Origin of the sequence: Bradyrhizobium sp. C-145 (genome assembly GCF_023375135.1) — a bacterium.
In the GTDB taxonomy this organism is placed as follows: Bacteria; Pseudomonadota; Alphaproteobacteria; order Rhizobiales; family Xanthobacteraceae; genus Bradyrhizobium; species Bradyrhizobium zhanjiangense.
Map to the genome: position 1 here is coordinate 1,854,840 of NZ_CP088150.1, position 17,596 is coordinate 1,872,435.

14 protein-coding genes, 1 tRNA gene and 1 pseudogene are annotated in these 17,596 nt (G+C 63.0%); 6 read left to right on the top strand and 10 right to left on the bottom strand.

Going from position 1 to position 17,596, the window contains the following annotated elements:
• Positions 1 to 12: 12 nt before the first annotated feature.
• Positions 13 to 993, top strand: a complete 981-nt coding sequence (locus LRP30_RS08665) for a tripartite tricarboxylate transporter substrate binding protein (protein WP_249760032.1) — start codon at positions 13 to 15, stop codon at positions 991 to 993.
• A gap of 98 nt (positions 994 to 1,091) precedes the next feature.
• Here LRP30_RS08665 and opgC read toward each other — a convergent pair whose 3' ends face one another.
• A complete protein-coding gene (gene opgC, locus LRP30_RS08670) occupies positions 1,092 to 2,489 on the bottom strand; it encodes an OpgC domain-containing protein (protein ID WP_249760033.1) in 1,398 nt (465 codons plus the stop codon).
• A gap of 552 nt (positions 2,490 to 3,041) precedes the next feature.
• On the opposite strand from opgC, the gene LRP30_RS08675 reads away from it, so the two are divergent.
• On the top strand, positions 3,042 to 3,704 hold the full coding sequence (locus LRP30_RS08675; protein ID WP_128956415.1) for a response regulator transcription factor: 663 nt from the start codon (positions 3,042 to 3,044) through the stop codon (positions 3,702 to 3,704).
• Here the strand turns inward: LRP30_RS08675 and LRP30_RS08680 are convergent.
• From LRP30_RS08680 to LRP30_RS08710, 7 genes and pseudogenes are all read right to left on the bottom strand, one after another.
• Complete coding sequence (locus LRP30_RS08680) at positions 3,699 to 5,819, bottom strand: MASE1 domain-containing protein (RefSeq protein ID WP_249760034.1); 2,121 nt, start codon at positions 5,817 to 5,819, stop codon at positions 3,699 to 3,701. The genes LRP30_RS08675 and LRP30_RS08680 overlap by 6 nt on opposite strands.
• 618 nt (positions 5,820 to 6,437) lie before the next feature.
• Entirely contained in the window at positions 6,438 to 6,644 is a 207-nt protein-coding gene (locus tag LRP30_RS08685) for a hypothetical protein (RefSeq protein WP_249761996.1), read from the bottom strand.
• A 112-nt stretch (positions 6,645 to 6,756) separates the two neighbouring features.
• Positions 6,757 to 7,047: a hypothetical protein gene (locus LRP30_RS08690; protein ID WP_346016208.1), complete on the bottom strand. Its 291-nt coding sequence runs from the start codon at positions 7,045 to 7,047 to the stop codon at positions 6,757 to 6,759.
• Positions 7,048 to 7,260: 213 nt separating this feature from the next.
• Positions 7,261 to 7,494 carry a hypothetical protein gene (locus tag LRP30_RS08695; protein ID WP_128935836.1) on the bottom strand — a complete coding sequence of 78 codons (234 nt, stop codon included), beginning with the start codon at positions 7,492 to 7,494 and terminating at the stop codon, positions 7,261 to 7,263.
• A gap of 208 nt (positions 7,495 to 7,702) precedes the next feature.
• Positions 7,703 to 7,886 (bottom strand): annotated as a pseudogene (locus tag LRP30_RS08700) (SOS response-associated peptidase); the annotation flags it as partial.
• 686 nt (positions 7,887 to 8,572) lie between these two features.
• Positions 8,573 to 8,648: transfer RNA gene (locus LRP30_RS08705), tRNA-Ile, on the bottom strand.
• A gap of 358 nt (positions 8,649 to 9,006) precedes the next feature.
• Positions 9,007 to 9,981, bottom strand: a complete 975-nt coding sequence (locus LRP30_RS08710) for a tripartite tricarboxylate transporter substrate binding protein (protein WP_249760035.1) — start codon at positions 9,979 to 9,981, stop codon at positions 9,007 to 9,009.
• Positions 9,982 to 10,087: 106 nt separating this feature from the next.
• On the opposite strand from LRP30_RS08710, the gene LRP30_RS08715 reads away from it, so the two are divergent.
• Positions 10,088 to 11,050: a TAXI family TRAP transporter solute-binding subunit gene (locus tag LRP30_RS08715; protein ID WP_249760036.1), complete on the top strand. Its 963-nt coding sequence runs from the start codon at positions 10,088 to 10,090 to the stop codon at positions 11,048 to 11,050.
• Positions 11,051 to 11,128: 78 nt separating this feature from the next.
• Here LRP30_RS08715 and LRP30_RS08720 read toward each other — a convergent pair whose 3' ends face one another.
• Both LRP30_RS08720 and LRP30_RS08725 read right to left on the bottom strand, forming a co-directional pair.
• A complete protein-coding gene (locus LRP30_RS08720; protein ID WP_091884229.1) occupies positions 11,129 to 12,340 on the bottom strand; it encodes an ABC transporter substrate-binding protein in 1,212 nt (403 codons plus the stop codon).
• A 97-nt stretch (positions 12,341 to 12,437) separates the two neighbouring features.
• Positions 12,438 to 13,331 (bottom strand): helix-turn-helix transcriptional regulator, encoded by an 894-nt coding sequence (locus tag LRP30_RS08725; RefSeq protein ID WP_249760037.1) that lies wholly within the window; start codon positions 13,329 to 13,331, stop codon positions 12,438 to 12,440.
• A gap of 270 nt (positions 13,332 to 13,601) precedes the next feature.
• On the opposite strand from LRP30_RS08725, the gene LRP30_RS08730 reads away from it, so the two are divergent.
• The 3 genes from LRP30_RS08730 to LRP30_RS08740 are packed head-to-tail and all read left to right on the top strand — an operon-like array spanning position 13,602 to position 17,558.
• Complete coding sequence (locus tag LRP30_RS08730; RefSeq protein ID WP_249760038.1) at positions 13,602 to 14,435, top strand: substrate-binding domain-containing protein; 834 nt, start codon at positions 13,602 to 13,604, stop codon at positions 14,433 to 14,435.
• A 53-nt stretch (positions 14,436 to 14,488) separates the two neighbouring features.
• Positions 14,489 to 15,595 carry a molybdopterin-binding protein gene (locus LRP30_RS08735; RefSeq protein WP_249760039.1) on the top strand — a complete coding sequence of 369 codons (1,107 nt, stop codon included), beginning with the start codon at positions 14,489 to 14,491 and terminating at the stop codon, positions 15,593 to 15,595.
• Positions 15,596 to 15,608: 13 nt separating this feature from the next.
• Positions 15,609 to 17,558: a molybdopterin biosynthesis protein gene (locus tag LRP30_RS08740; RefSeq protein ID WP_249760040.1), complete on the top strand. Its 1,950-nt coding sequence runs from the start codon at positions 15,609 to 15,611 to the stop codon at positions 17,556 to 17,558.
• Positions 17,559 to 17,596 lie beyond the last annotated feature (38 nt).

The window sequence follows — 17,596 nt, forward strand, 5'->3', positions numbered from 1 at the left end:
GAGGATGCATCCATGCGGTGGATGAAGCGACTTGCTGCGACCGGATTTCTGCTTGGCAGCTTTGTGGCGGCCGGCCCGGCCCAGTCGGCGGACAACTATCCGTCGCGCCCGATACGCTTGATTCACGGCTTTGCCGCCGGCGGTGCGGCCGATACGCTGTCGCGCATCATCGCCGACGGGCTGTCCAAGAAGCTCGAGCAACCGATCATCGTCGAGGCCAAGCCCGGCGCCGGCGGCAACATTGCGGCGGACGCGATCGCCAAGGCTGAGCCCGACGGCTATACGATCGGACTCGTCACGGGTGCCCACGCCACATCGGCCGCGACCTACAAGAGTCTGAGCTACCAGCCGGCCGAGAGTTTCGACATGATCTCGACGCTGGTCTACTACGCGCTGGTCATTGCGGTGCGTAACGACTACCCGGCCAAATCGCTCGCCGAATTGATCGCGGCGGCAAAGCAGAAGCCCGGCGCGCTCAGCTTCGGCTCGGTCGGTTTCGGCAGCACGCATCATCTTGCGGGAGAGCTGCTCGACGCGATGGCCGGCATCGACATGGTGCATGTACCTTATCGCGGGGATTCCCAATCCGTCACCGCGCTTCTCGGCGGAGAAGTGCCCGTCATCGTCGGCACGCCCGTCCTGCTTGCACCGCAAATCCAGAGTGGGGCCATTCGGGGCTTGGCAGTCACTTCGCCGACGCGAACCGCGCTGTTGCCGGATGTTCCGACGGTCGAAGAAGCCGGCGTCAAGGGATATGACGTGCGGACCTGGGCGGGCCTTCTCGCTCCCAAGGGCACCCCGCCTGCCGTCGTCGCCGCACTCAACTCAGCGACACTCGACATCCTCAAGAATCCCGAGATCAGGCAGCGGCTGGAAACGGCCGTCGGAGGCGAAGTCCGTGGCAGCTCTCCCGACGAGATGCAGAAGCTGATCCAGTCCGAAATCGCGAAGTGGTCGGGCGTGGTTGAGCGGGCTAAGATCCCCAAGATCTGATCCGCGCGGCCGCCTCGACTCCGCGACGATCATGCTGGCCTTTTCGCCGAGCCCGTCGCGGAGGCCACAGACATTGTGCTCGAGTGATAGAAGTCAGGTCAGACGGATACGGAAGAGGACTGACTTGGTGGGCATGACGAGGCCGCGATGGCATCCGCCTTGAGCCGCGCCAATTCGCCTGCGAGGCAAGGACCCTGGTGGGATTGCCGCTCCGCGAACCGACAATCGATGAGGCGCTTCTGGCCGCCGGCCCATCCGACCTCGCGCAGTCCTCGGCGAAACGCCTCCAGGGTGCGCCAGCCAACGGTGCCCCAGGCGTCCTGCGGGGCGCGCACACCCATCGGCCGTGCAATGATCGGCTGCGGCCTGCGTTTGATCTTGATCAAGTTCAGCAGCGTCGCCGCCACGATCATCGTTAGGACGCCACCAACGCTGAGCGTGATCTGCATCGCAAGCCCCTCAGATATGTCGAGCAGCGCCAGGAGGCTGACGAGCGTAAGCAGAACGCCGAGGCAGAAGATTGGCAACGAGTGCCTGCCACAGAGGATGGCGCCGCGCATCACCGCAGTCGTCAATGCTTGGCGATTGGGCGGCACGAACCATACCGCTACAACTGCAAGAGCCAGGAAATGCAATAGACGCAGCGGATCGAGATTCGATTTGTCCATCGGGTAAGCCAACTTCGTCAGCCCCAGCGGGATCAACGCTTCCAGCGGCTTGATTCTCCAGCTCAATGCGATGACGAGGCTGGACACCAGATAGAGAACGGCAGGCGCAAGCGCCATGCGTGACGTTAACCAGGGGCGCACTCTTTCGCCCTCGATTATCATCCACGCGCCAAGCACCACTAGCAGCTGCCAGGCCAGCGGATTGAAAGCCCAGTGGCCGTTCGGCCACGCCGGCAAGGACCAGCCGAACATATGCACCAGCGTATAAAGCGCCAGCGAGGCGCCAAGCGTCACGTTCGGCAGTCGGAGCAGCAACCACAGCAACGGCGCGAACAAGAGGTGGAGAAGCACGAAGATCGGCAACACGTCGGTATTGACCGGGCGGTACTGCAGAATCGCCGCATGCGCGAGCGTCGCGCCCGGCTGGTCCAGCAGAATGCGCGTATTGCTCTCGTCAGCAAGACGTTCCACGCCAGCGATGTGGACCAGGAGGGCGCAGGCGAGCGTGAGCAGCAGAAATGCGACATAAATGTCCCGGCTTCGCCGCAGCGTCCGGCGGATCACGCTGGTCCATCCCTCGCACCTCCATACCTTTCCGTAGGCCAGTGCGCAGGTGACGCCCGAGACGAACATGAACACTTCCGCGGCATCGCTGAAGCCGTAGTTTCGCAGCGTCAGCCAACTTCCAATGTTATTGGGGACATGATCAAGAAAGATGCACCAGAGCGCGATGCCGCGGCAGGCGTCAATGCGCGGGTCGCGGCCGTTGGCTTTCAGCTCCGGCAGCGCGTCCGCGGATGGCTTCGGGGTGGCGGTTCGATCATGCATTGGCTTGCCTCGTCCAGCGTGCGCGCACGCTTAAAGAGGAACGATCGAGACGGATCGAATTTGAAAAAAAGCGCGGCCCTGCGGGTCGTGACAGCGCCGCAGTTCAGGGTTGCTTCACATCGACCTGGCCACGACAGCAATTGCGACAATGATCATATGGCCGCGCCGAGTAAAACGCTGGTGGAGAGGCGGACTGTCCACATCATCGTTCAAGTGGCGCAGTGTGTAAATCGGCCGCAGGTCGGTACAGAGAGGTGCCTAGGTCCTATGACCAAGGTACCGTCCGGGCTGCGGTATCTATTTGATACCCTCAGACACGTGATGGGTAATTCATCGCTCGCGTGGACGGAGGCCAGCAAGTACCGTGCTTCACGTCGTCCGCGCTCACTACGATTGAGTGCCGATTGCAACCATTGCACACAGCAGCGCTCGACTCCTACTTTGAGTGCCTGACGGCGGAACCACTGGACCAGAGATAGAAGGTGGACGGTTTCGAAGGTGGGTGTATGATTTCATTGATCTCCGGGCGCTCAGAGAACGGAGAGCATTTTTATGAAGGTTCTTGTTGTTGACGATCACACATTGATCCGCGAGGCGTTGCACGGCGTCCTGAAGCAATTGAAGCGAGAGGCCGTGATATTCGAAGCTTCGAGCAGTCGAGAGGCCATGCACATCGTCGAGCAGCATCCCGATATCAGCCTCATTTTGCTCGATATCAATTTGCCTGACCGCGACGGCTTCTCTGTCCTTTGCGAACTGCGCCATCGCTATGCGACGATTGCTATCATCATTCTCTCGTCCTCCGATGATCAGGACACGGTCAGGCGCGCTTTCAAACTTGGCGCGCTGGGTTTCATCCCGAAAACCACGGAACGTGACGTGATGCTCAACGCTATTGAGTTGGTGTTCTCCGGCGGAGTTTACATTCCCTCGGAGATTCTGGAGGAAACGGCGGGTCCGCGGCTTGCAGATAAACCATTAGCTCGCGACTCGCTCAAGGGGCGCGGATTGACCGATCGTCAAATCGACGTACTTGCGCTGCTGATGAAGGGAAAAAGCAACAAGGTCATTGCCAGGACGCTCAATATGGCAGTGCCGACGGTGAAGAATCACATCACGGTCGTTCTCAAGGCGCTCGGCGTAGCGACGCGCACTGAGGCCGTCATAAAGGTCGGAAAAATGGGCTGGGAATGGCCGCCGAAATCTGAATCATGAAGCTGCCCCGGTGCCGCTTCCACCATCATGATCCCTAAGGAGCTCATGCATGACAGCGCGGAGCCGCATCGGGTCGACGGGCTTGTGCAGCAAGATGTAACCTCTGTCCCTGGCGTCCCGCAGAGGTTCAGCTCCGGTATCGCCGCTGACGAGAATGGCGGGAATTGACGAGCCAAACGCCGCATTGATTTGTTCAATTGCCCAGATTCCGGTCTTCCCACTTGCGAGATGATAGTCCGAGATTATGAGATCTGGGCGCTGTTCGCGCTCGGCAAGTCGGACGAGTGCAGCTTCGTCGGATCCGGTGGCAAGAACCGAGTATCCCCATTTGCTGAGCAATTCGCCCGTTCCCTCTTGCACGATCGGAGTATCGGCAATAACGAGAATTGCCTTGCCGTCGACCGCGAAGGCGCCTGGGTATGGTAAATCGGCGGGCGCCGCGGACCCGACGCATTGATCGACTTTCGGAACCAGGATCGCAAATCGCGAACCTCGGCCCACAGTCGAGGCCAGGTCGATTTGATGGTTGAGAAGCAGGCGAAGCTTGTCGACGATGGCGAGGCCGAGGCCCAGTCCCCCCGACCGGTTCTGTTCTGAGGTGGGAACTTGAAAAAACTCGCCAAAGATATTGTGCTTTTGATCGTCGGGAATGCCAGGACCGGTATCGCATACTTCGATACGCAACATTTCACCGCGACGACGACATCCGACCAGGACACCGCCCTGCAACGTATAGCGCACGGCATTTGATACAAGATTCAGCATGATGCGTTCGAGCAGCATCGCGTCGCTTCGCACCCAGACATCACTTGGCCTGACGCGTAGCCGCAGACCCTTTTTTTGCGTCGCCTGGTCAAACGCCGTCTCGATTTTCTGCAACAGGCGCCCGATCGGGAACTCGGTCATTTTGGGCGTGAGTATCCCGGCATCCAGCCTGGACATGTCCAGGAGCGAATTGAACATTTCATCCATTTCCTTGCGGGTGGCGTCGATCCGTTCGATCGTCTTTGTCCTTTCATCCGGGTTGAGCGGCGTGCGCAGCTGGGCGACGAACAACCCCAACGCATGTAACGGTTGCCGCAAATCATGGCTTGCCATGGCGAGAAAGCGCGATTTCGCTGCGTTGGCGAGCTGCAGCTCCTGCGTGCGCTCTGCGACCTTCTGCTCGAGTTCGAGGTGCGCGCGGCGCAGGCTTCCTTCAGCAATCTTGCGGACCTCGACATCCGCGCTCAACAGCAAGCTTGGAACGGTAATGCTGATCAAGAACATCAACACGAGAAGGAATGACGCATTGGGATCTGGCGTCGCGAAGGGGCCGCCGCCCGTGTGCGTTCCCCAAATCGTGATGCCCGCAAGCACGAGGGCAACCGTTGCGGTATCGCGTGGACCGCGACGCAGCGCCGCCCATAACATGGGCAGGATCACCAGGAAGCCGAGTGGATCTCGGCCGGGCGTCTGCTCGATCAGGGGGCTGAAAGCAATGAGGCCAACAGCCGCCGCTGTCGCGAGGACCCCTGCCGTCTCCACAAATTCGTGCCGGTTGAAGGCATGATGGTGGTTTGATGCCCACAGCACGATCACGGGGGCAATGCCTAGTGCGCCGGTCACGTCGCCCAGCCACCAGGTGATCCACGCGTCCGCGAAATTCTCCGGCTCGATGTACCCGAAGAGTGCCAGGCTGGTCAGTCCAATGCTGGCGCTGATCGGTGTCGCGATCACGACGCAGATCAGGGTGAACTTTGCGACGGAATTTGGGGTTGAAAACGTTTCGCAACCGCCTGACCACTGATTGATGAGATACGCGCCGGCAATCGCTTCAAGAGAGTTACCGGTTGCAATCGCAGTTGCAGTGGCAACGGAGCCTGCCGTCGTCGCATTGGCGATCAGCGCCGCCGCAAAAATTGCGGGCCAAGTTCGATATCCCCGCAACAGCACCGCCGCCAGCGCAACGCCTGTCGGCGGCCAAATTGGCGTTGCGCTGGGATGAATGGAGGCGAGGGCAAGGCCACCCTTTGCCGAGGCGAAATAGATCACTCCAATCACGACCAGACCGCCGACGTAGCTGACGCTGCGGTATGAATCCATGTCGGAAACTAATGATCGTCGATCGGACATCGTCCGCGCCTGGACTAGGCAATTGGGTCGTTCACTATGACTGACTTTTAATTTAAAGAGGCGACGCGTGCGCTGGAGGAACATCTGGCCGACTTGCGGTCCATCCCTCGCCTCAGCACCAGTGGAGACGAACAGGCCGCCGTTGCGCCCGGAGGAATTCGCGCCGTCTCGCGTTCACCCGATTTTTCGGGGGAAGCCATGGTACGACGAAGATAGGCTCTCCGAAAGGCTGGATTTGAACTCGGACAAAGTCGCTGTGTGCGATAAAGGCCCTATCTCTCGTTGGAGCCTCGGGACCAAACCACTTGCACGATAGATTGCTGTCGCGGACGAGGAAGCGCAAGCTTGGCTCAAGAATAGAAGCATCCCCATGACCGATGAGATGCAGGGTCCATTTGCGTCGGTGGAGGCGTTTGCGATGAGCGGCGCAATTCTCCTTTGATAGAACGATCGCCAACTCGAACTCGCCTTGAAGTGATCGTGTTCGCAACTTTGTGTTCCTGGCGACCAGGACGACGCCATACGGCGGAGGCCGTGCCACCACCGAGTACCCAATCGGGCACCGGCCGGCCCTGTTGCTCCAGGTCCGAAAGCCCATCGAGCGTTCGACCAAGTAAGCTACGCCAGCCGCTCAAATGCGCGCTCCAATGCGGGGTTGGTCTCGCCAGTGGCCGACTTCATCGATCGATAAGCGGCAGCCAAATCTTTGATGGGAATGGCGTGAAGGCGAGCGAACTGCAAAACCAGTTCAGGTCGCACCTCAGTGAAGAATGTGACGACATGCGCGATCCAGTTCTGCCAATCTCTCGACGTGAGGCGAGCCACGAGATCCGTCGAATTGATTGTCCGGCGGTATGGAGCGTTCGTAGTGCCAAGAACGAGTTGATCAACATCCTTGGGCGTGGACCGGCGGTTGGAAAAGCGTCGGATGCTCTTCTCAAATTTCTTCGCGGAGCGGGCCCGCTCGTATTCCTCCGCATCGGCCGGAAGGACCTCCAGCGCTTTCCGCTGGGTACGTCTTCAGCGTCAATGCGTCCTTTAGCTTCGTGCGGCGGTGCTTGCCGACATATCGGAAGGGGAGATCGCCAATGTCCATGCGGTGCACGACCAGCGGTCGAGAAATACCTAAGATGTCCGCCACGTCGTTCGGGCTGAGTTCCTGATCCTCGGCGAGGACGGCGCGGTCCTGGTCCGAGAGTTCGACGAATTGCAGGATATGGGAGGTCATGGCGGAAGTCCCTTCCCGAGCCCAAATACATGGCTCGAAGCATTTAACTGCAATATCTGAAATCGTCCTCATGCCAGCGACGATGTGTGCCGAGGCGAAAGAGGTCATTTGAGTGCACTGTCACCGTAATTCGAGATCGGCCCATCGCGACATTTGCTGCGGTTGCACAAATGCGGTCGGCATCGGAGCGAAGCGGACATCGCCGACGGCGTCCTAGCTCTTCGTCGGGTGACAGATGATCTGTTGGATGCTGTTGAACGGCGCCACGAGAGGCCTAGCTTTTGCGTGATCCGTATGATCGCTCCCAGCGATGAAATCCCTCCCCACGATGTAGGGCGGGTACATGGTGCATGCATTCTGCACGCCGAACACAATCGTCAAGGACTCGCAGTCCTCTACTAGCTTCGAGAGATGGCCCTCCAGCGTATGCGGGTCGATCTCCGACATCAGGCTGCCCCCTTAGTTGGACTCAATCTCAATCTGCAGCTTAATGAGGACTTCGACAAATGCAGAAAAAATCCGAGGGACCGACGCCGGAACTTCCCCCGGCCCCTCGCGCGACGGTCCTCCTCTTCGAGCCGACATCTCATATCGAGGCAGGACTGTCCTACGCTCGTCCCACGCCCCCACGGCGCCGGGCGGGCTGCCCGTGCGCGGCGGTGGCGGCATTGCCCCAGCGGATCATTGCCAACTCGCGGCCGGCCTCGGTGTTGCGGACCACTGGGGCAGGGTAGTCGGAGAATGCGCTGGGCATCGGCGGCAGGTTGCCGACGTAGCGTCACGCGGAACAGGACGATGATGGCCGCTTGGTTCGTCGTGATGCTGTAGAGATTGCACATGTCGTTCGACTACTTCGTCTCGGCTTTGGAATTGAAGAAAGCTAAAAACCTTTGCCATCTCGTAGGCTTCGGTTGAAAACCTCGGAGCCAATTTTTGTAGCCGTCTTCCTTGGGCATCAATCCCACTCGGATGCGGAGCCAAGTCAAATAGTTGGGCTGCGGCAACGTCCTGCGCGCCGTATATTTAGCACTTCGTGGTGGCTCTGCCGACGCATCATGCGTTGATCATAGCATGCACGGTCCGCCACGACTGTGCGCAGGGACCGTCGTTGTCCACGTCCTTCCGGAATGCTAGCAATAGCCCCATGGCCGAAGGCGACCCATCCGCATCATCCCTCACCGTGGCGTAGACGACGATTGCGAGAGCCTTGAGGTGGGGTTTGCGGACGGATGGAAGTCGATCCGGTTCTATTGGGATAACCTTGTCGCACGCCGATTGAGCAGCAGCACCCTCACGAAAGAGCAGGCCACCGAGAAAGCCACGGCGCTGGCAAGGGCCGAGATTGATAAGTTGGACAACCCGGAGTGAGCCGACACGGGCGACGCCTGTACCGGCTACGGCTTAATCGAGACATGCGAACGTTTCCAAAACGCGCCAGCGAACACCGCGCGAACCGTTGTCACACCCTAGTGGGCCGGGTGTGACAGCGGAACGAATACTTTTCAAGGGCGATGATGCTGCGGAATGGTGGGCCCGGCAGGACTCGAACCTGCAACCAGACCGTTATGAGCGGCCGGCTCTAACCATTGAGCTACAGGCCCCGCCGCGAGGCGGCCGCTTTGCGCGGCCGGCAACGGTGCGCGGTTCGTTTACAGGGCCTGAGGCGGGGGTGCAATGCCGGCTCTGGTCAACGGAAATCCGGGGCTGCGCGGCAAGCACTGCTGGTCGGATGATTGCTGGATTCGGAATAATCGCATTTTGCCAGTGTTTTGCCCGACGAGTCAAATGGCCATGCGGTCATCCGGCCGGTTCCTGCTCTTGCGTTTCTCTAACCCCCTGTGATTGCTCACGTCTTCTACTGTGCATGGGGTTGTTTTCGCACGTTTTGGTTTGAAGGGGCCTGTCGGCCCCTCCAGCCCTCTTGCCCGCGAGCGACGCACCCCGGCGCAGGGCCGCTTCCTAGTCCACCGAAACCCCGGCGAACTCCACCACCTTGCGCCATTTCTCGGTTTCGTCGGCGACCAGCTTGCCGAACTCGGCCGGGGTCATCGGCTTGGGGATGCCGCCGGTCTCCGCGAGGCGGGCGACCAGCTTCGGGTCCTTCAGGGCTTCGCCGACGGCCTTGTTGAGGATCTCGATCACCTCGGGCGGCGTGCCCTTCGGCGCGGAGATGCCGTAGAAGCCGACGGACTCGAAGCCCGGCACGGTCTCGGCGATCGCGGGCACGTCGGGCACGCTGGGCCAGCGCTGCGGCGAGGTCACCCCAATCGCGCGGACATTGCCGCCCTTCGCCTGCTCCATCGCGGAGGGCAGGTTGTCGAAGATCAGCTGCACCTTGTTGGAGATGATGTCGGGAAACGCGATGGCGGAGCCGCGATAGGGCACGTGCACCATGTCGCATTTGGTCATCACCTTGAACAGCTCGGCCGACATGTGCACCGAGGTGCCGTTGCCGGACGAGGCAAAGGAGACTTTTCCGGGATTGGCCTTGCAGTAGTCGATGAACTCCTGAACCGTCTTCGCCGGGAACGCGTTGGAGACGACCAGCATGTTGGTGAGCTGCATGATGCTGGCGACCGGCACGGTGTCGCGCAGGAAGTCGAACGGCAGCTTCTTGTAGAGCGAGGTCGAGATCGCGTTGTTGGGCGCGACAAACAGCAGCGTGTAGCCGTCCGGCGGCGAGTTGATCGCGGCGGCGGCCGCGATGTTGCCGCCGGAGCCGGTGCGGTTCTCGACGATGAATTGCTGGCCGAGACGGTCCGACAGCCACTGCGCCATGATCCTTGCCACGATGTCGACCGGGCCGCCGGCGGAAAAGCCGATCAGCCAGTGCACGGGGCGGTCGGGATAGGCGGCGGAGGCGGGAGGTGTGGCGCTGAAAAGACCTAAAAGAACTGCGAGCCCGAAAACACCCTTACGCAAAATTCGCAACATGACGCCTCCCATTGTTCTATTGTCGTTGGGGGCATGCTTTCACAAAATCGGGCTGCTGCCTACATCGTCGCAAGTCGGTGTTGACGCAGGCTCGGCGGAAATGACCATGAGATTCGCGACTATTCTGCTCGCCGCGGCGCTGCTCGCCAGCTCCGCCGCGGCTCAAACCGGAGGCAACGCCATTCCGACCACGACACTCAGCCTCGGCACTGCGACGCCGGGCGGCGGCTTTCCGCTCTACGGCAACGCTTTCGCGGAGGTGATAAACGCGGCCGATCCGCAAATCAGCATCGTCCCGCGCAACACCAAGGGCAGCAACGAGAACATCCCGCTGCTGGAGAAAGGCGAGCTCGATCTCGCGTTGGTCGCAGGCGAGCCGGCCTATGAAGCCTTTGCCGGCATCGGCCGTGCGAAAGTAGCGCTGAAAATTCTCACCGCGATCTATTCCAACCCTGGCATGTTCGCGGTGCGGGCGGACAGTCCCTACAAGACCATTCGCGATTTGGTCGGTCAGCCCGTCGCGTTTGGCGCCAAGGGCTCGGGCCTGCCGATCCTGGCGCGCTACGTGCTCGATGGCCTCGGCCTTAAGCAGGACGAGGATTTCAAGGCGGTCTATCTCGACCGCGCCGGCGACGGCCCCGCAATGGTCGAAGACGGCCGCGTCGACGCGCTGTGGGGCGCCGGCATCGGCTGGCCCGGCTTTGCCGCGGTCGCATCGAGTGCGTCAGGCGCACGCTTCATTGCGCCCAGCGCAGAAGAGATCATGCGTATCCGCGCCAGGCATGCGTTCCTGAAGCCGCTCACCGTGCCGGCCAATAGCTATCCGAGGCAGACGGAGCCGATCGCTTCGCTGGGATCGTGGAGTTTTGTCCTGACGCGCGAGGATTTGCCGGATGACGTCGCCTATCGGCTGGCGAAGACGCTGCACGGCGCAGAAGTGACGTTCTGCAAGAAGCTGGCGCAGGCCTGCGAGACGACGGCCGCGAACACGGTCGCGGCAGCGCCAAAGGTGGAGCTGATCCATCCGGGCGTGATGAAGTATTTTCGCGAGATCGGAGTTGTGAAGTGACGGTCGCAACCACACCCACGCTCGTCATGCCCGGGACAAGCCCGGCCACGACGTTTTGCGGCTAGCTTGCGTTGCCCGTCACTTCTTCACCAGCGCACATGCCGGGTCCGGCGGCCCGAACGCCTTGTCGCCGGAGATCGTCGTGAGGATCTTGTAATAGTCCCACGGATATTTGCTCTCCTCCGGCGTCTTCACCTGAACCAGCCAGAGGTCGTGCACCATCAGATTGTCCTCGCGCAGTCTGCCGTTGCGGGCGAAGAAATCCTCGATCGGCTTCTCGCGCATCTTGGCGGCCACTTTAAGCGGATCGTCGGTGCCGGTCTCCTTGATGGCGTTGAGATAGTGCATCACGCTGGAATAGACGCCGGCCTGCCACATCGACGGCATCTTGTTCATCTTGGCGAAATAGCGCTTCGACCATTCGCGGGTCTTGTCGTCCATGTCCCAATAGAACGACGTGGTCAGGAGCAGGCCTTGGGCCGCCTGCAGGCCGAGACCGTGGATGTCGGTGATCAGCGCCAGCAGCGCCGCCATCTGCTGGCCGCCCTTGAACACGCCGAACTCCGAGCCGGTCTTGATCTCGTTCATGTTGTTGGGCGGACCGGCGGCAATGCCGATGATCTTGGCCTTGGAGGCCTGCGCCTGCAGCACGAAGGAGGAGAGGTCGGGCGTTGCCAGCGGCGGCCGCACCGAGCCCAGCACCTTGCCGCCATTGGCGGTGACGACGGCGGAGGCGTCGCGCTCCAGTGAATGGCCGAAGGCGTAGTCGTCGGTGATGAAGAACCAGCTGTCGCCGCCGCGCTTGACCACCGCATCCGCCGTGCCGACCGCGAGCGCGCGGGTGTCGAACACCCATTGGATCGCGTAGGGCGAGCAGAATTTGCCGTGGAAATCCGCGGTGCCGGTGGAGTGGGTGATGAACAGCCGCTTCTTCTCGTTGGCGATGTTCTGCACCGCGAGCCCGACCGCGGAGACTGGCACGTCCACGATCAGATCGACCTGGTCGACGTCGTACCACCGCCGCGCGATCGCGCCGCCGACATCGGCCTTGAGCTGGTGGTCGCCGATCACGACACTGATCGGCTTGCCGAGCACGGTGCCGCCGAAATCGTCGATCGCCATCTGCGCCGCCGTCACCGAGCCCTGGCCGGTCGGTGCCGAGGCCGGGCCGTTCATGTCGGTGAGCACGCCGATCTTGACGACGTTGTCCGACACCTGCGCCGACGCCACACCCGGCAGCAGCGCCGCCAAGGCGGCCGCGACCGGCAGTCCAAATCTGTTTGGATTCATGCTTCTCCTCCCCTGATCCGGCTCGTTGGCCGGTGTTGCCCGGGTATGCCCGGCTGAATTGGTTTCTTTTGCAACTATTCGAGGGCGGGCGTCAATGTCAGGCCGCAAAGCGGATCTGTCCCGCGGGCGAGGGGTCGTAGCCGGTCAGCTCCTCGGCGCGCTGTCGCAGCCGCCTTTCGCCGAGCAGCCGGAGCAGGGCCTGCATGGCGGGGCGGAAATAGCTGCGTTGCCGCATTGCGAGGTCAAAATTCTCCCAGACCAGCGGCACGAAATCCAGCCCGGCCGAGCGCGCCGCCGCGCGCGTCGCGATCCCGCAATCGGCTTGGCCGGCGCGGAGGATATCGACGAGGTCCGGGCCGGTCAGAGCCGGCGTCTCGATGCGGCGCAAATCCCGCGTCGAGGCGCCCGCGCGCTTGAGCAGCCCGTCGAGCAGCATCTGCGCGCCCGTGCCCTGTGGTCGCATCGCCATCCTGGCGCCGCGTGCGAGCACGTCGGACAGGTCGTGCAGCTGCTTGGGATTGCCGTGCGGCAGCACGAGACCCTGCTCGCGGCGCACGAACGCGACCAGCACCGCATCGTGCAGGTCCGGAGCTGCCCGCAGCGCTTCGACACTGGCATCGCTGGCGAGATTGTCGGCGGCGTCCAAGGCATGGAAGTGCACCGCCGCGGCCATCACCTCGTTGCGCTGCAAGCGCTCGAGCCCGCGCGCGCTGCCCTCGCTCATCGAGCCGAGCCCAGAGCCGGATTCGCGCAGGCTCCAAGCCAAGAGCTCGTCCTGGCTGCCGCCCACGACCGGCGGCGGCTCCGCGATCAGCATGCCGGCCGGGCGCGCCAGTCCCGACAGCACCCAGAGATCGAGCTCGTGCCGCGGGAAGAGCCACTTCCCGGTCACCTTGGTGCAAGGGATCGCACCGGTGGTGACGAGTTCGTAAAGCTTGCGTTCGCCGAGCCGAAGATAGTCGGCGGCTTCGCTGGTCGTCAGGAATTCCATCCTGCATTCCTATGCAAATTCTTGCTTCTTTTTGACGTTCGACGCAGGTGGAATTCTGCATTTCAATTCGTGTCCGCGGGAACCATGCCCGATCATCTCGCTGCTTTGCAACACATCCGCGCGCGCGATTTCTGCTTTGGTGAACGATCCCAAAGCGCTCGCGCTTTGCCGAAATTTCCCGAGTGGGGAGCGCGAGGAGCAGATGGCGTCACGAGTGCGGCGCAATCGATCATCATCATGATCCCGTCACAGCCAATGGGAACCCTTATCATGGCCGTCCGCCGCCTCGCCGTTGCATTCGCGCTTCTCTGCGGCCTTGCTGCGGGCGTTGCGGCGTCAGCCGCGGAGGAGCGTGGCATCGTCCTCGCCACGACGACAGCGACCCAGGAGTCCGGCCTGCTCGATTATCTGCTGCCGATCTTCCGCGCGAAGACCGGCATCGACGTGACGGTGATCGCGCGGCGCGCCGATGAAGTGCTCGACGGGGCGCGAAGGGGCGAGGTCGACGTCGTGCTGATGCATGCGCGGCCGCAGGAGGAGAAATTCGTCGCCGATGGTTTCGGCGTGAAGCGCCTCGACGTGATGTACAACGACTACGTGCTGATCGGGCCGAAGAGCGATCCCGCCGCGGTGAAGGGCAAGGACATCGCGACCGCGCTGAAGGCGATCGAGGCCAAGGGGGCGCCGTTCGTGACGCGCGGTGACCGCTCGGGCACCCACGCCGCGGAGCTCGCACTCTGGATCGTCGCCGGCATCGACATCGCGAGCGCCAAGGGCGCCTGGTATCGCGAGGCCGGGTCGGGCATGACGAGGGCTCTCGACGCCGCGCGCGCCACGAACGCCTATGTGCTGTCGGACCGCGGCAGCTGGATCTCGTTCAGGGATCGCGGCGATCTCGACATCGTCGTCGAAGGCGACAGGCGGCTGCTCAATCAGTACGGCGTGATGCTGGTGAACCCCGAGAAGTTTCCGAACGTGAAGAAGGATCTCGCACAGACCTTCATCGACTGGCTGACCTCGCCGGAGGGGCAGACGGCGATCGCCGGCTATAAGGTCGACGGGCAGCAGCTGTTCTTCCCCAATTCGGACAGGTCGGGCGGCTGAGGCCGCATTGCCGGCGGTTGCCAAACCGGGCGATGCATGGTCCATCATGGCGCATGACCCAACGCCTGCCGTCCTCGCTCACGCCGCTCGACACTGCGCTCGCCGCATTGCTGCGAGACGTCGATGCTGTTGCGCCAGCGGAGTTGCCGCTGGCGGAAGCGATCGGTTGCATTGCGGTGGGCACTCCGCTGCTTGCCGTCTATCCTCCGCGCGACATTGCCGCCGCAGACGGCTGGGCGCTCTCGGCCAATGATCTCGTCGGTGCGTCGGCATACGCGCCGCTGCCGCTGGCGATGGCTCCTGCGTGGGTCGATGCCGGTGACGCGATGCCGGAGGGATGTGACTGCGTGCTCGATGCCGGCGCGGTCGAGGTGTCAGGTCCGCTTTTCCTAGTGCTGGCAGAGGCCGTGCCAGGGCAGGGCGTCAGGCGCGCCGGAAGCGACGTCGCCGCGTGCACGCCCGCCGGCGCCGAGGGATATCCCATCGCTGCGGCCGATCTGCTGATCGCACGCGTTGCGGGCTTGGCAAAGCTTTTCGTGCGGCGGCCGCGGCTGCGCATCGTCAATGTGCCGGACGCAACAACGACAGCGGAGACGATCGCCGGGATCGCGCGCGCAGCGGGACTGGATGTGAAGACGTTTGAGGCCGGCGCGCGCGATGAAGCATCGATTGCCGAGGCGCTCGATGCTTCCTCCTGCGATCTGCTGCTGACGGTGGGCGGCAGTGGCGTCGGTCGCCGGGATGCAGCTGTCGCGGCGCTGGCCCGGCGCGGCGAGGTGCTTGCCCATGGCCTTGCGCTGCAGCCTGGACGCACCGCCGCGGTCGGCCGGCTCGGGCGAATTCCCGTTGTCGCCTTGCCCGGCTCGCCCGATCATGCGCTCGCGGCCTGGCTCGCGTTCGTGCTGCCGCTCATTGACCACCTGTCGGCGCGCCGGCCACGCCGACAGGTGAGCTTGCCGCTCGCGCGCAAGATCGCATCCGGCGTCGGCATCGCCGAAATCGTCCTCTTGGCCGAGGAACATCATGCGTGGATGCCGCTTGCCGTGGGCGAATGGTCGCTCCAGGCCATCGTCCGTGCCGATGCATGGCTGCTCGTCCCCGCCAGCCACGAGGGATTTGCGGCGGGCACGCCGGTCGGTGCTTATCTGATGCGGGAGTGATATGGGTTCCGGCATGACGATGATTCCGCGGTCGCAAGAGCGCAGCGCGCTGGAACAGGAGCAGTTCCTGAAGGTCCTGTCGCGGGAGGAAGCGCTGGCCCGCTTCGAGGCGGCGCTGTTCCCGCGGTCGATTCCGAGTGCAGTGTGCAAACTCGCTGATGCACTCGGTGCGGCGCTCGCCGAAGACGTCACGGCACCGATCGACGTTCCGCCGTTCGACCGCTCCAATGTCGACGGGTTTGCGGTCCGCTCAGCCGATGTCGTTGCGGCGGGGGAAGGTGCACCCGTTCGTCTCGCGCTGAACGCTGAAACCATCCACTGCGGCACAGCCCCGACGCTGCAAGTGGCGGCTGGATCCGCAACAGCGATCGCCACCGGCGGTCCGCTGCCGCGCGGCGCCGACGCTGTCGTCATGGTCGAGCACACCCAGCCGGCCGGGTCGGATGCGATCGAGGTTCGTCGCGCCACGTCTCCCGGGCAATTCGTCTCCTATGCCGGATCCGACATCGCGCGCGGCGAAGCGCTGCTGCGTGCGGGGACGATCATCGGCTCGCGCGAGATCGGCATGCTGGCCGCTTGCGGCATCGCCGAGGTGAATATCGCGCGCAAGCCGCTTGTGGCCGTCGTCTCCACTGGCGACGAACTGGTGCAGCCCGGAGAGCTGCTCGCGCCCGCCGAGATCTACGACACCAACGGTGCGATCGTCGCTGCTGCGATCGACGAGAATGGCGGCAAGGCGGTCTTCCTTGGCGCCATTCCCGACGATGAAGCCAAGCTCGAAGCCGCCATGCGCCGCGCGCTGGCGGATGCCGACATGCTGGTGCTGTCGGGCGGCACGTCGAAAGGCGCGGGCGACCTGTCCCACCGCATCATCGACCGGCTCGGCCAGCCCGGAATCATCGCGCATGGCGTTGCGCTCAAGCCCGGCAAGCCGCTGTGCCTTGCGGTCTGCGACGGCAAGCCGGTGGTGATCCTGCCGGGCTTTCCGACCTCGGCGATGTTCACCTTCCACGACATGATCGTGCCGGTGCTGCGCAGGATGGCCGGGCTGCCGCCGCGCTCCGAGGCCAAGGTCAGCGCGACCGTGCCGGTGCGCATCGCCTCCGAACTCGGCCGCACCGAATTCGTCATGGTCTCGCTGGTCGAGGGCCGGGACGGCCTGATCGCCTATCCCTCCGGCAAAGGATCCGGTGCGATCACGTCATTCGCGCAGGCCGATGGCTTTCTGCGCATCGACGCGCTCGCCGATCAGATGCCGGCCGGCACGCAGGCCGAGGTGACGCTGTTCACGCCGCATGTGCGCGTGCCCGATCTCGTCATCGTCGGCAGCCATTGCACCGGTCTCGATCTCGTTACCGCACAGCTCGCGCATGCCGGCCTGACCGTACGCTCGATCGCGGTCGGCAGCCTCGGCGGGCTCGCCGCGGCGAAGCGCGGCGAGTGCGATCTCGCGCCGATCCATCTGTTCGACGACAAGAGCGAGACCTACAACACGCCCTATCTCGTCGAGGGGCTCGAGCTCGTTCCGGGCTGGCGGCGGATGCAGGGCATCGTCTTCCGCAAGGGCGACAAGCGTTTCGAAGACCTCGGTGCGAAGGACGCCGTTGCAGCGGCGCTCGCCGACCCCGCCTGCATCATGGTCAACCGCAACCAGGGCGCCGGCACGCGCATCCTGATCGACCGGCTGCTCGGCGGGGCGCGTCCGGAAGGTTATTGGAACCAGCCGCGCTCGCACAATGCGGTGGCGGCGGCCGTGGCGCAGCACCGCGCCGACTGGGGCATGACCATCGCGCCGGTCGCCCATGCGGTCGGCCTCGGTTTCATTCCGCTCGCGGAGGAGCATTATGACTTCGCGTTGGTGACGGCGCGCAAAGACCGGCCGGCAGTGCAGGCCTTTCTCGATGCACTCGGCTCGAATGAAGCGCGCGCCGCGCTGGAGCGGGCGGGGTTCCGACCCGCGTAGATTGACGAAGCGGCGCTTCTCAATGATCCAAGCTAACC